We start from the raw sequence: 11,934 nt of genomic DNA on the forward strand, positions 1-11,934 counted from the left end.
GAGTCGCCCTCGATCCCCTCGTAACTCTGCTCGAAGACGAGCCGGGCCGAGAGGGAGAGGGGCTTGTCCCGCGCGTAGTTGTTGTTGAGGTAGCCGCTCAAGATCAGGACGCCTTTCGTGTGGATCGGTCCGCCGAGTGCCGCTTCCCGCTCGATATCCATGATCCCCTCGCGGCCGACCCCGATGCTCGCGGTCACCTTCGACGGCCGGCCGAACATGAAGTCGCCGAGCCCGATGACCGAGAGGCCGTTCACCTGGCCGACCTTCTCCCCCTCGGTATCGATGAGGAAGATCCCCCGCCGGATGTACTCCTCGATCTTCTTCTGGACCAGGTTCGAACGGTAGACCTTCTCCTCGATCGCCTTCGTGATGTGTCGCTTGCCGATCTCCTCGGTCCCCTCGCTCGCGGCATAGAAGTTCGCCTCCCGGATCAGGTCCGCGACCACGGAGAACCGGGTCGAGAGCTTCTCCTTGTCTTCGGCGAGGCGCGAGCCGTACTCGATCACCCGGGCGATCGCCTCCCGGTCCAGGTGCCGGAGGTTCTCCTCCCGGACGAGGTTGCACATGAAGTCGGCATACTTCCCGGCGTTCTCGTCGCTCCGGTCCATCACGATATCGAAATCGGCCTTGACCTTGAAGAGCTCCTTGAAGTCGGGGTCCATCTGGTAGAGGGCCTGGTAGATCATCGGGGTCCCGACGAGGGCCACCTTGATGTCGAGGGGGATGGGTTCGGGCTTGATCGTCTTTGCCGTGATGAACCCCATCCGCTCTCCCGGCTCCTCGATGACGGCCTCCCCGGTCTTTAAGGCTGTTTTGAGCCCGTCCCAGGAGAGCGGAGCGCGCAGGAGGTCTTCGACGTTCATGACAAGGTAGCCGCCGTTGGCTGCGTGCAGCGAGCCCGGCCGGATCATCGTGAAGTCGGTCGTGAAGATCCCGAACTGGACCTCTTTCTCTATCTTGCCGAGGAGGTTCTGGAACGTCGGGTTCTGCTCGAAGATCACCGGCGCGCCTTCGGTCCCGGCATTGTCGACGACGACGTTCACCTCGTACTTCCTAAACGGCATCTCCCGGATGAAGGCCTGGAACTGGGGCGGGGCGCCCGGCTGTTCGGGGACGCCGAGGAAGGCCTGGAGGTTCTCGAGGATGTCGTTCTGGACGGCGTCGATGTATTCGGGCACTTCCGCGACGTCGGCATACTTCTCCTTGAGTTCGGCGACGAGGTTGCCGATCGCGTAGAGGGCGATGTCGTGGTTCACGTCCTTGACCGCCTCGGCCCCCTGGCGCTCGATATCCTGCACCTGCCGGAGCGTGCTCCGGAGTTCGGCGTTCAGGGCCTCCCGCCGCCGCTGGACCTCCGCCCGCAGTTCGTCGGGGAGGTTGATGAACTCCTCCTCGGGCACCGGCTGGCCGTTGATGACCGGGATGGTCAGCAGACCGATGGGGCTCATCTGGATGACGAACCCCGCCTCCTGGGCTTTCTGGTTGATCCGGGCGATGAGGTCGGTCCTGTTGCCCTGGAGCGACTGGAGGGTCTCGTCCCGGCGTTTGGCATACTCTTCGCTCTCAAACGCTCGTGGGAGCGCCCGGCGGGCCTCCTCGACGAACCGCTTCATATCCTCCCTGAACCGGGGCCCCCGTCCTGCCGGGAGGGCGATGGCGTTGGGCTCGTACTGGTTCTGGAAGTTATGGACGTAGGCCCAGTCGCTCGCCCGGGGTTTGGCCTTCGCGAGCTCGTCGAGGAAGCTCCGGACGGCCCGCATCCGTCCGGTCCCTTGCGCTCCGGCGGTGTAGACGTTGAACCCGGGCTCCCGGATCTCCAGGCCGAACCGGAGCGCCCGGAGCGCCCGCTCCTGGCCGATGATCTCTTCGAGCGGCCGCATCTCCTCGGTGCTGGTGCATTCCACGTTTCCCGGCTCGTAAACGTGCCGGTAGTCTTCAATATCCAGAGGTTGCATCATCAATCTCACCAAGTTTCTACAAACTTACACCGCTGGATGTCGCATGCCTTAAAAAAGGTTCCCGGAATTTCACTCCCGCTACCGGATGGTACGATAGGTGGTTTTACTTACTTTCGCGCTTATGTGTAGTATGTTTATATGCGGCTCACTACTTGCACGGGGCCGCGGGGACGGGTGAGATCATGAGAATTGCAATTGCACAGGACGGAAACAAGGTATCCGAACACTTCGGGCACTGCGGGGAGTATGCGATATTTGACGTGGAGGATTCAATCATCTACCGGAGAGACGACCTCCCGAGCCCCGGCCACGAACCCGGAAGGCTCCCGGTCTTCCTCGCGGAGCACGGGGTCGACCTGATCATCGCCGGCGGGATGGGGCCGCGGGCCGTCGAGATCTTCCACCAGAACGGTATCGAGGTGCTCCTCGGCATCAGCGGAAACGTCGATTACGTCGCGCAAGACTATATCGCCGGCCGCCTCTCGCCGGGGGAGAGCTCCTGCCACCATGAGGACGGCGGGGAGTGCAGCGGGCACCACTAAGGTGGGTGCACCATCCAAAGGATTATGCACATATGAGTAATATTTCAGAGCGGAGTGAAAGAATATGATTGTCTGCATCACAGCCCGCGCCGCGGGCACGGATGCCCCGGTTGAAGAGCGGTTCGGCCGGGCGCCCTACTTCGTCTTCGTCAACACGGAGACGGGAGCATCGGAATCGGTCCAGAACCCCCTCGTCGACGCCGCAGGCGGGGTCGGGCCGCGGGCGGTCCAGATGCTCTCGGAGCACGGCGCGACGGCCGTCATCACCGGCCAGGTCGGCGGGAACGCCGGAAAAGCCCTCGAAGCGGGCGGGATCAAGGCATACGCCTACCGCGGGAGCGGCAGCGTGGCCGATGCCCTCGCCGGGTACACCGCCGGGACCTTAACGCCGCTCGCCCTCTCCTGAAGCAGGACCTGGCATGAAGATAGCGATTGCAAGCGGCAAAGGGGGGACCGGGAAGAGCACGGTGGCGGCAAACCTCGCTTACGTGCTCTCCCGCTCCCGCGATGTCGTGCTCGTCGACTGCGATGTCGAGGAGCCGAACCTCCACCTCTTCTTCCCGGCCGCGGCCGTGGACGTGCCGGTGACGACACCGGTTCCGGCGATCGACCCCGCCCGCTGCACCTTCTGCGGCGAGTGCGGGAAGTTCTGCCGTTTTGGGGCGCTCTCGGTCCTGAAAGACAGCGTCCTCGTCTTCCCGGAACTCTGCCATTCCTGCGGGGGCTGCGTCCTCGTCTGCCCACAGGGTGCGGTCCGGGAGGTCCCGCGCACCGTCGGCCGGGTCGCCTGCTCCCGCCCCCTCCCCCGCCTCACGCTGGTGAGCGGGGTCTTGAACGAGGGGGAGGTCCAGGCCCCGGCGGTCATCCGGGCGGCAAAGATGCTCGGCGAAGGACACCCGCTTGCCGTCTACGACGCCGCGCCGGGGATCGCCTGCCCGGTGATCGAGACCCTCGAGGGGAGCGACGCCTGCGTCCTGGTGACGGAGTCGACCCCGTTCGGGCTGCACGACCTCTCGCTCGCGGCGGAGGTGGTGGAGAAACTCGGCATTCCCGCCGGCGTCGTGATCAACCGGAGCGACGGTGAGGACGCTCCGACCGTGGCATTCTGCCGGGAGCACGATCTGCCCGTCCTGATGACCATCCCGTTCTCGCGGGAGATCGCGGCCGTCCAGAACCGGGGCGGGCTCATCTGCCGCGACCTTCCCGGCTGGGAGGAGCGGTTCGCCGGGCTCGTTAGGAAGGTGAGCCCGTGATCCGGCTCGCCGTCGTCAGCGGCAAGGGCGGCACCGGGAAGACGATGGTGGCGGCGGCGCTCGCGGACGTGAGCGGTGTGCCGCAGGTCCTCGCCGACTGCGACGTGGACGCCGCAAACCTCTCCCTCCTCCTCGACCCCCGCCGGGTCAGCACGGAGGAGTTCCGGGGGCTTGCAGCGGCCCGGATCGATCTCGCACGCTGCCGCGACTGCGGGATCTGCGCCGACCGCTGCCGGTTCGGGGCGATCGTCCGCCGGGACGATGCCTGGACGGTGGAGGCCCTGCACTGCGAGGGCTGCGGCGTCTGCACCTACGTCTGCCCGATGGGGGCGGTCTCGATGGAGCCGCGCCTCTGCGGGGAGATCTACGTCTCCGCGACGGCGCTCGGGGACCTCGCCCACGCCCGGCTCTTCCCCGGCTCCGGGAACTCGGGGCTGCTCGTCAACGAGGTGAAGAAACGGGCGCTCGCCCGGTCGGCCGGCAAGGACCTCCTCCTCGCCGACGGCCCGCCGGGGATCGGGTGCCCGCTGATCGCGACGGTCGGCGGCATGGACGCGGTTCTGGTCGTCACGGAGCCGGGAGTCTCGGCGCTCCACGACCTCGAACGGCTCGTGACGGTCTGCCGGCGGTTTGAGGTCCGGATCGTTGTCGCCATCAACCGGTTCGACCTCGCGGAGGATATCTGCCGGCGGATCGAGGACTACTGCGATCGGGAAGGCATCACGGTGGCCGGGAAGATCCCCTTCGACCCGGCGGTCGTCGGGGCGGTGCGGAGCGGCCGGCCCGTGACCCGGACCGAGTCGCCGGCGGCCGGGGCGCTCCGGGCACTCCGCGACAACCTCTTCTCTGAACTCGGGCTTCCGTGAGCCCGCCGCCCGGGGTGTTGCGATGCCCCGGGCCGCTCCGCTCCGGGCAGGGTGTTGCCGGAGATCCGGCAAAGGTCTCGTGACTCTTCGGTCGAGACCGAAGATCCACGCTCAAACGTTTCCTGAAAAAGAAGAATATATTGGTTTAGAACCGGGGTTTTCTGTGCTTGGGGAGACAGTCCCGGCAGTAGACGGGTCTACCCTCGGTCGGCTTGAAGGGGACTTCGCACTCCTTCCCACAGTCTGAACAAACGGTCTTCGTCATTTCACGGGGACCGCCGAAGCTCCTCGAAGGACCACCGAAATTTCTGTTGCCTCTGTTATAATCCATTGGATTGCTCATGCAGATAAGAACACTGCCTGTAGAGATACGGGTGTATAGTATATAATGTACTTCACCGGCCCGGAAGGAGAGTGAGGGTGATCGGGATCCTATCCGGGGCGACCTCCCGGCTTGCCCGCATGAGGCAGAGTTCGGGACCGGAGAAGGTCCGGAAGGGTTGCTGGATTGCTCCCTATCCCTACGGGCGCTTCCGGGTGGTGTGGGAGCCGGAAAGGGGTATGCGCGGTTAATCTTCGAGGCGTTTTCGGTCGGGCGTTGCCGCAAGGAGCGAGTGAAGTTCCGGGAGTTGTTGCGTAATGATGAACCAGACGGTCTCGAGATCGACGCCGAAATAATGATGGATGACGATATTTCTCTACAATCCTCTTCCAAGGGATCAGGGGATACTCCGCCCGAACCGGTTCGGGAACCTGTCCGCACGCCTCTCCGATGATCTCGAGGTTACGGATCACAGCATCGATGGTCTTTCTGTCCCGGAAGAAGCCCTCCTTTGAGTATCCTGCAGTATACTCCTCGATGCGCCCGATAGCCTCCAGGATATCTCCAATCAACAGAGATTCGTCGCGTTTAGACGTATACCGCTTCCGCGTCGACGGCCTGCATGAGCCGCGGCCGCCGGGCAATCCCACCTTTCACCACGAGATCTACAGGGAGACCGAGGATCCTCTCCAGATCCTCTTTGAGGTCTACGACGTCCCAGCCGAGCGGCTCATCGAGCTCGACCAGAATGTCGAGGTCGCTCCCCATGCCCTGCTTGCTCTGCACATACGAGCCGAAGACCCCGATCTCGCGGACGCGATACCGTTCCCGAAGGTACGGCTTCGCTCTTTTGAGCGTATCGATGATCGACCGCACGGTCCAGTGCGGGGGGATGTCCTCCGGCCTCTGTGGCATTGTTATAACCTTCTTTGAGAGGTAATAAGGCTAAGGGGGCGTTCAATCTTTGCTCCGCCCGGACCCGACTCCTCCCGCCAGGGTGCCCCCAAGGTTTATAGATCTGCAGGCGATTTCACATCCGGTGAATGATGATGAACGTATCCCGTCTGAAGTACCGGGTCGAGGTCCTCGGCGACCACGACGGCATCGAGCGCTACGGCCCGTTCAACGAGCAGAAGGCACGGGAGTTCTTCGAGGTCGAGGAGAGCCTCGGCGGGACGGCCCGGATCCTGCGGCTGGAAGAGGAGGGGGTCCGGGAGATGTGGCGGATCGTCACGGAGTGCGGGGACTGGGACGGCAGGCGTGCGGAGGTGCCGCAACAGTGAGCGGCCGGAGCCCGGCGGCCGCAAAGACCTCTTCCGTCCCCACCCGGTTCATCATCTCGCCGAGCCGCTCGCCCGGCAGCGCGTTCTCCCGGTAGCAGTCGAGCAACCGCCCGACGACGCCGGTGACCTCTTCTTCGGATATCAACCCGTCGGCCTCGACGCCGACCCGGAGGACCCGGCCCGACCTCCCGCCGAGATAGAGGCGCACCCCCTCCGCCGCGACGCCGATCGCCTCCATGGGGCAGACGGTGATGCAGTCGCCGCAGCCGACGCAGTTCTCTTCCGCATGGCAGGCCTCGCCGTCGACAACCCGGACCGCCCCTTCCCGGCAGACCGTCTCGCACGCCCCGCAGCCGTTGCACTCGCCGGCGCCGTAGGCCGGGAGCCGCCGGCCCATCATCCCGATGTCGTTTGACTGGACTCTCGCGCAGTTGTTCACGCACCCCGTAACGGCGATCTTGAGCTTCCAGGGGAGGTCGCGCCCCCCGTAGCGCTCCTCGATCGCCCGGGCGAGCCCCTGCGTGTCGCAGCACCCGTGCCGGCAGACCGTGCCCTTGCAGGCGACGACCGATCGCAAGGTGGCCCCGGTGCTCCCCGCCTCGATCCCGGCCTCCCGGAGCCTTTCCGCGACCGTACCGGCATCCCGCCGGTCGATGCCGGGGATCTCGACGTTGAGCCGGGTGGTCAGCCCGACCGTGCCGTCCCCGAACTCCTCCGCGATCCGGGCCACCGCCGCCATCTGCGCCGCGGTCATCACGCCGGCCGGGACCTTCCCCCGCACGGCGACTTTTCCTTTCTCCCGGAGGCGGATGACTCCGGGCCGTCTCTTTGTCTGTTCAGCCATATCCTGGATCTGGATATGACCGGCATCATGGTAAAACCGCCCCTGCCCGGGGGTGGGCGCAAGTATGCGCGGGCCGGGTAACCTTTATGGTTCCTGCCCGACAGGCTGGGCGCATGATACGAGCAGGTGCAGTCATGGGGGTGCGGGCGTGACCGCTGAGGCGGCCCGCGCTGCGGAGAAGATGGCCGTGGCGGTCATGGCCGAGGGTTTTTCCTTCAGTACGGAGACGATCACGGTCAGGGCGGGTGCGGAGGTGACGATTGAGTTCGACAACCGGGACGACGGCACTCCGCACAACGTCGCGGTCTACACGGATGCTTCGGCGAGCGAGGCGATCTTCATCGGTGAGGTTGTCACGGGGCCTGCAGAGATCACCTACACCTTCACGGCGCCGGAGACCCCGGGGAACTACTTCTTCCGGTGCGACGTCCATCCCTCGATGCACGGGGCGTTCGTCGTAACGTAAGAGTCCCCTAGAGCACGGCGGCCGCGATGATCGCCGCCGCGTAGACGATCACGGTCGCGTGGATGAGCGGGAGCGCCCGCATCGCCGCGGCCGGGCTCTTCGTTTGGAGGATGAAGGCGTTTGCAGCCCCGAGGAGGAGGAGCCCCACGCCGAACCCGGCGAGGGCGACCGGGCCGAGGGTGAGGCCGAAGACGAGCGCCATCACGGCGTGAACTGCCGAGAAGCCGAGGACCCAGAGGGCTGCGCCCCTCATCCCGTAGAGGACCGGAGTCGGGTCCTCCGGAGCCGACCCGGTCAGACCGAAGGTCAGAATCGGGACCGTCGCCATCCCCCGGGCGCGGTCGTTCTCGATATCGGCGATGTCGTTCGCCCCGAGGTGCGCGAGCGTCCAGGGGTAGAAGAAGAGGAAGTAGAGGAGGGCGGTGAGATCAGGGCTGCCGATGACGAGGTAGCCGGCGACCGGGAAGAGCGCGAAGTCCGTCCGCCCGACGACCTGGGCGACGGGGAGGGTCTGGCGCCGCTTCTTCTTCTGGTAGAAGTACTCGACCAGGTAGGAGTAGCCCATGATCCCGAGGACGTAGAGGTTGTGCGGCGCGGGCAGGGTCGCGGCGAGCGCTGCCGCAGTCCCGGCGAGGACGAGGAAGATCGCGAAGGCGGCCTGCGGGGAGATCTGTCCCGCCGGGATCGGCCGCGCCTTGAACGGCCGCCAGTAGCGGGTGAGCGACTCGTCGACGTCCTTTCTGTCGTACTCCCGGTCGACGTAGTCGTTTAAGACGAGCCCGGCCTCGAACCCAAAGAGCCCGATGAGCGCCGCCCGGCCGACGAGTTCCCACGATAGTCCGCCGTAGTTCTCAAACGCCAGCGCGAGGCCCGAACAGAAGAGCAGCGGCCAGACAAAGAAGAAGTGGATGCGGGTCAGGTCGGCGAGCGCCGTGAGGGTCTCTCTCATGATGGTACGTAGGGGATACCACGTCCTGGTTCAAAAAGCGTTGCAGGTCGCATAAAAAGGTTGAGAGCGTAGAGTACCTGGCTGCCGCCCCGGAACCGGGGCGGCGGGAGTTCGCCATGACGGATGTCCTTATACCGGTCAGTCTTCTGCTCATCTATGCCCTGCTGAACATCTTCGCGTTCGCCGCCTACCGCCACGACAAAAAGTCCGCGGAACGGGCGGCATGGCGGACCCCTGAGCGGAGCCTCCTCGCCTTCGCGCTGATCGGGCCGTTCGGGGCGCTGGCCGCGATGCGGCGCTTCCGGCATAAGACGCAGAAGGGGAAGTTCCGGCTCGTCCCCGTCTTCGTCTGCCTGCACCTCCTCCTCTTTGCCGCGCTCGTCCTGGGGATGATATGACCGGTTAACATTGTCCGAAAGGTAAAGATATCTTTCTCTCCCACCCTACTCCGTATGGCATACGGCTACGGCCCTCTCCGCCGCCCGGTGGGAGAGACCCTCGCGGCGCTCCATCGCGGCCTCGTGCGCGGGTACCGGGCGGAGTACCGTCCCGCCCACCGGCGGTCCTCCTTCACGACGCGGCGGCTCCGGCGGATACGAGGATGGAGCCGCGAGATCGGGCGCCTGGCGTCGCAGGCCGACCGCGTGGTGCGGGAGATCCTCCCCCGCATCGAGCAGGATACCGGGTACTCCTTCCGCGACCCGGACGGTCTCGTTCGGATCTTGCTCCACCCCTCCACGGCGCGGCTCTTTCTCACGATCCGGGCCGGTTTCCCCGATGCGGCGCTCCCGATCCCGGCGGACGACCTCACACTCCTCGCCGCCTTCCCCGATGGCGCTCATGCCGCGGCGATCGTCGGCGACGTCACGCTGCAGGTGAAGGTCCTCTCCGGCGAACAGGCCCCGGCGGCGGAATTTGCCGCGCTCGCGGACCGGTGGGGGCTGTCTGCGTGCCGGACCGGCTCTCCGGCCGGCGGCGGTCCCGCGCAGGAGAAGGAGACCCTCGCCCGGGCCGTCCTCGGCCTCCTCTACGTCGACGGCGGCACCGGTGCGCTCCGGGCCGTGGCGCCGCTGCTCGTGCCGGCCAGAAAACTATAATACTCCGGCGCCGCGAGACCATCGCCATGGATGCGCGCACTGCCGTCGAGTTCATCCGGCTCGGCCGGTTTCCGTTCCTTCTTTCGGGCTTTGTCCCGTTCACCGCCGGGGCGCTCCTCGCCTTCCTCCTCGGCGCGCGGTTCACCCCGGGCGAGTTCCTCCTCGGCTACGCGGCGATGGCCGCGGCCCATCTCTCCGTCCACTACAGCAACGACTACTTCGACGCCGACGCCGACCGGTTCGTCGAGACGACGGCGATCTCCGGGGGGAGCGGCGTCCTCCGCCGGCACCCGGACCTCAAGCCCGCCGCGCTCGCCGCGGCCGTCGGGCTGATGGCGGCTTCACTTCTGATCGGCTACGCCTTTGTGGTCATCTACGGCTACCCGGTCATCTTCCTCGCCTTCGGCATCGCGGGGAATCTCCTCGGCTGGTTCTACACCGCGCCGCCGCTCGCGTTCGCCTACCACAGGCTCGGCGAGGTCGCAAACGTCATCACCTTCGGCCTCCTGATGCCGGGCGCGGGCTACTTCGTCGCGATGAGGACGCTTGATTGGCCCTTCTTCGCCTTCGCCGTCCCGCTCTGCCTCTACGGTCTCGTCTTCATCACGAGTGTCGAGATCCCGGATATGGAGGGCGACATCCTGGGGGGGAAACGGACCCTGGTCGTCCGGCGGGGGCGGATCTTCGGTTTCTCGCTCATCGCCCTCGCGGCGAGCCTTGCGACCGCGATGCTCACCGTTTACGCGTTCACGGGCGTCTTCGCCCCCGTGGACTTCCGGCCCGTGGCGCTGATCTCCACAATCCCGCTTGCGCTCGCCCTCCGGGGGTTCTCGCACCGGTCCGCGGAGCGGGCGCCCGCCCTCCGCCATGCCACGGCAAACATCCAGGGCTACTTCCTCTTCCAGGGGCTTGTCGTCCTCTATCTCCTCACCGCGGCCGCAGCATCCCTTCCGGGCTCCTGATGCGGTCGGTTCCGGTATCTCCTCATTAACTTTTTTATTTCTGAACAATCATGTACATCCTATCCAGAAGATAAGGAGATGTTATTTGTGAAGAGATTGGGTGGATTTCTGCTCCTGCTTGTTCTGCTGATCCCGGCCGCGACGGCGGCGACGATCACGATCAGCCCCGACGCGATCGAGTCCGGGGACACCGTCACCGTGGACGTGCGCGACCTTCCCGACAACGCTACCTTCTCGCTCGGCATCCGCGGCGAGTTCCCCGCGACCCCGGGCGAGACGTTCGCCTTTACAGCCCGGTCGATCACCCTCCCCTTCTCGCTCACCTCGGGCGAGGTGAACGCCTACACGAAGGGGACGAACCGGACCGAGCTTGCGGCGGAGCTCCCCGACGGGGGGTCCGTCACCATGGACTACAAGGCCGACGCGAACGGCGAGGTCCGGATCAGCCAGGCCCAGAGTATCTCCAGCGGGACGCTCAACGTCGTCACCCTCGGGGGTGAGGCGGCGGCGGAGAACATCATCGCCGACCTGACGGTGCTCGGCACGAAGCAGGGGCCCAACGACGGCCAGATCACCTTCGCCATCGAGGGGATCGACCAGGGCGCCGCGACGGTCTCCGTCTACGTCGATGGGTCTGAAGCCCTCTCGCGGACGATCGCGATCGGGGAGACCACAACGCCGACACAGACCGCAACCCCAACACAGACCGCGACACCGGCCACTACCAGCACACCGGGCGGTAACAGCGGTAACAGCGGGTCGACCAACCCCACCTCCACCGCCGGTCCCGCGCCGGTGACTTCGGCCGACGGGAAGGCCTCCCTCACCGGGACCAACCTTGCCGGCGCCGGGCTCCTCAAGATTGCAGCGCCGGGCACCGCTCCTGCCGGCTGGTCCTTCTCCGGGAACGCCTACGCCGTGACCCCGGCGGACCGGACGTTCGACCCCGCCGCGACCCTCTCGCTCCGCCTCCCGTCGGCCGAGACGACGGCGACACTCGCCCGGCTTGAGAACGGCGCCTGGACCCCGGTCCCCTCGAAGGCCGAGGGCGACCGGATCACGACGGAAATCTCCCGGGCGGGCACCTACGCCCTCCTGGTCCCCACAGAGGCACCCACCCGGACGGCGACGACCCCGACCGCCGCCGCCGTTGCGACCACCACGACAACTACGGCGACGACCCCGACCGCCGCGCCGCTGGCCCCCCTCCTGACCATCGTCGCTCTCGCAACCTTGATGCTTGGGTGGAGAGGAAGAGTTTGACGACCAGCTCATGAAGACTGAGGACCAACAACCCCTGATCCTCGAGGCTGCCGGGGACGTCCCCGGCGACCTCGTCGCGGTCGCCGCCGTCACGGCCGCGACTTTGCTCTGTGTCTACGTCCCGGTATT

Annotated in this window: 16 protein-coding genes; 10 read left to right on the plus strand and 6 right to left on the minus strand. The window is 66.0% G+C overall.

All coding sequences use genetic code 11. The features are described 5' to 3' along the window. Nucleotides 1–1,958: ATP-binding protein (locus PLN84_RS11035; protein WP_348532072.1), on the minus strand; the 1,958-nt coding region annotated here is incomplete at its 3' end. Nucleotides 1,959–2,140: 182 nt separating this feature from the next. Here PLN84_RS11035 and PLN84_RS11040 point away from each other — a divergent pair. The 4 genes from PLN84_RS11040 to PLN84_RS11055 all read left to right on the plus strand — a co-directional run bounded on the left by PLN84_RS11040 (nt 2,141) and on the right by PLN84_RS11055 (nt 4,619). Continuing rightward, the gene (locus PLN84_RS11040; RefSeq protein ID WP_292383636.1) at nt 2,141–2,500 is read left to right on the plus strand and encodes a NifB/NifX family molybdenum-iron cluster-binding protein; all 360 of its coding nucleotides are present in this window, start codon (nt 2,141–2,143) and stop codon (nt 2,498–2,500) included. A gap of 64 nt (nt 2,501–2,564) precedes the next feature. Further along, nucleotides 2,565–2,906 carry a NifB/NifX family molybdenum-iron cluster-binding protein gene (locus tag PLN84_RS11045; protein ID WP_292559037.1) on the plus strand — a complete coding sequence of 114 codons (342 nt, stop codon included), beginning with the start codon at nt 2,565–2,567 and terminating at the stop codon, nt 2,904–2,906. A 13-nt stretch (nt 2,907–2,919) separates the two neighbouring features. Beyond that, nucleotides 2,920–3,753: an ATP-binding protein gene (locus tag PLN84_RS11050; RefSeq protein ID WP_292383638.1), complete on the plus strand. Its 834-nt coding sequence runs from the start codon at nt 2,920–2,922 to the stop codon at nt 3,751–3,753. Further along, entirely contained in the window at nt 3,750–4,619 is an 870-nt protein-coding gene (locus PLN84_RS11055) for an ATP-binding protein (protein ID WP_292383640.1), read from the plus strand. The genes PLN84_RS11050 and PLN84_RS11055 overlap by 4 nt, the downstream gene beginning before the upstream one ends. A gap of 145 nt (nt 4,620–4,764) precedes the next feature. On the opposite strand, the gene PLN84_RS11060 is transcribed toward PLN84_RS11055, so the two are convergent. From PLN84_RS11060 to PLN84_RS11070, 3 genes are all read right to left on the minus strand, one after another. Then, nucleotides 4,765–4,962, minus strand: a complete 198-nt coding sequence (locus tag PLN84_RS11060) for a CxxC-x17-CxxC domain-containing protein (RefSeq protein ID WP_292383643.1) — start codon at nt 4,960–4,962, stop codon at nt 4,765–4,767. A 226-nt stretch (nt 4,963–5,188) separates the two neighbouring features. Continuing rightward, nucleotides 5,189–5,311 carry a HepT-like ribonuclease domain-containing protein gene (locus PLN84_RS11065; RefSeq protein ID WP_348532073.1) on the minus strand — a complete coding sequence of 41 codons (123 nt, stop codon included), beginning with the start codon at nt 5,309–5,311 and terminating at the stop codon, nt 5,189–5,191. Nucleotides 5,312–5,529: 218 nt separating this feature from the next. Further along, on the minus strand, nt 5,530–5,856 hold the full coding sequence (locus PLN84_RS11070) for a nucleotidyltransferase family protein (protein ID WP_292383645.1): 327 nt from the start codon (nt 5,854–5,856) through the stop codon (nt 5,530–5,532). 128 nt (nt 5,857–5,984) lie between these two features. Between PLN84_RS11070 and PLN84_RS11075 the strand changes: the two genes are divergently transcribed. After that, nucleotides 5,985–6,224 carry a hypothetical protein gene (locus PLN84_RS11075; protein ID WP_292559036.1) on the plus strand — a complete coding sequence of 80 codons (240 nt, stop codon included), beginning with the start codon at nt 5,985–5,987 and terminating at the stop codon, nt 6,222–6,224. Here the strand turns inward: PLN84_RS11075 and PLN84_RS11080 are convergent. Continuing rightward, nucleotides 6,172–7,068: a 4Fe-4S binding protein gene (locus tag PLN84_RS11080; protein ID WP_292559035.1), complete on the minus strand. Its 897-nt coding sequence runs from the start codon at nt 7,066–7,068 to the stop codon at nt 6,172–6,174. The genes PLN84_RS11075 and PLN84_RS11080 overlap by 53 nt on opposite strands. 148 nt (nt 7,069–7,216) lie before the next feature. On the opposite strand from PLN84_RS11080, the gene PLN84_RS11085 reads away from it, so the two are divergent. Beyond that, nucleotides 7,217–7,534, plus strand: coding sequence for a cupredoxin domain-containing protein (locus PLN84_RS11085; protein WP_292383650.1), 318 nt, complete (start codon nt 7,217–7,219; stop codon nt 7,532–7,534). Between the two features lie 7 nt (nt 7,535–7,541). Here the strand turns inward: PLN84_RS11085 and PLN84_RS11090 are convergent, their stop codons facing one another. Then, nucleotides 7,542–8,483 (minus strand): UbiA family prenyltransferase, encoded by a 942-nt coding sequence (locus PLN84_RS11090; protein ID WP_292383653.1) that lies wholly within the window; start codon nt 8,481–8,483, stop codon nt 7,542–7,544. Nucleotides 8,484–8,599: 116 nt separating this feature from the next. Here PLN84_RS11090 and PLN84_RS11095 point away from each other — a divergent pair, with 116 nt between their 5' ends. From PLN84_RS11095 to PLN84_RS11110, 4 genes are all read left to right on the plus strand, one after another. After that, a complete protein-coding gene (locus tag PLN84_RS11095) occupies nt 8,600–8,881 on the plus strand; it encodes a DUF1294 domain-containing protein (RefSeq protein ID WP_292383654.1) in 282 nt (93 codons plus the stop codon). 54 nt (nt 8,882–8,935) lie between these two features. Beyond that, nucleotides 8,936–9,580 (plus strand): hypothetical protein, encoded by a 645-nt coding sequence (locus tag PLN84_RS11100; RefSeq protein WP_292383656.1) that lies wholly within the window; start codon nt 8,936–8,938, stop codon nt 9,578–9,580. 26 nt (nt 9,581–9,606) lie between these two features. After that, complete coding sequence (locus PLN84_RS11105) at nt 9,607–10,542, plus strand: prenyltransferase (RefSeq protein ID WP_292559034.1); 936 nt, start codon at nt 9,607–9,609, stop codon at nt 10,540–10,542. An 87-nt stretch (nt 10,543–10,629) separates the two neighbouring features. Then, nucleotides 10,630–11,805, plus strand: coding sequence for a hypothetical protein (locus PLN84_RS11110; protein ID WP_300033270.1), 1,176 nt, complete (start codon nt 10,630–10,632; stop codon nt 11,803–11,805). Nucleotides 11,806–11,934 lie beyond the last annotated feature (129 nt).

This window comes from Methanoculleus sp. (genome assembly GCF_035363275.1).
GTDB lineage: Archaea > Halobacteriota > Methanomicrobia > Methanomicrobiales > Methanoculleaceae > Methanoculleus.

Coding starts and splice junctions, on each gene's coding strand:
- PLN84_RS11060 (WP_292383643.1), bottom strand. CDS start 4,962: ATGAGCAATCCAATGGATTATAACAGAGGCAACAGAAATTTCGGTGGT.
- PLN84_RS11100 (WP_292383656.1), top strand. CDS start 8,936: ATGGCATACGGCTACGGCCCTCTCCGCCGCCCGGTGGGAGAGACCCTC.
- PLN84_RS11090 (WP_292383653.1), bottom strand. CDS start 8,483: ATGAGAGAGACCCTCACGGCGCTCGCCGACCTGACCCGCATCCACTTC.
- PLN84_RS11095 (WP_292383654.1), top strand. CDS start 8,600: ATGACGGATGTCCTTATACCGGTCAGTCTTCTGCTCATCTATGCCCTG.
- PLN84_RS11050 (WP_292383638.1), top strand. CDS start 2,920: ATGAAGATAGCGATTGCAAGCGGCAAAGGGGGGACCGGGAAGAGCACG.
- PLN84_RS11080 (WP_292559035.1), bottom strand. CDS start 7,068: ATGGCTGAACAGACAAAGAGACGGCCCGGAGTCATCCGCCTCCGGGAG.
- PLN84_RS11045 (WP_292559037.1), top strand. CDS start 2,565: ATGATTGTCTGCATCACAGCCCGCGCCGCGGGCACGGATGCCCCGGTT.
- PLN84_RS11040 (WP_292383636.1), top strand. CDS start 2,141: ATGAGAATTGCAATTGCACAGGACGGAAACAAGGTATCCGAACACTTC.
- PLN84_RS11070 (WP_292383645.1), bottom strand. CDS start 5,856: ATGCCACAGAGGCCGGAGGACATCCCCCCGCACTGGACCGTGCGGTCG.
- PLN84_RS11105 (WP_292559034.1), top strand. CDS start 9,607: ATGGATGCGCGCACTGCCGTCGAGTTCATCCGGCTCGGCCGGTTTCCG.
- PLN84_RS11075 (WP_292559036.1), top strand. CDS start 5,985: ATGATGATGAACGTATCCCGTCTGAAGTACCGGGTCGAGGTCCTCGGC.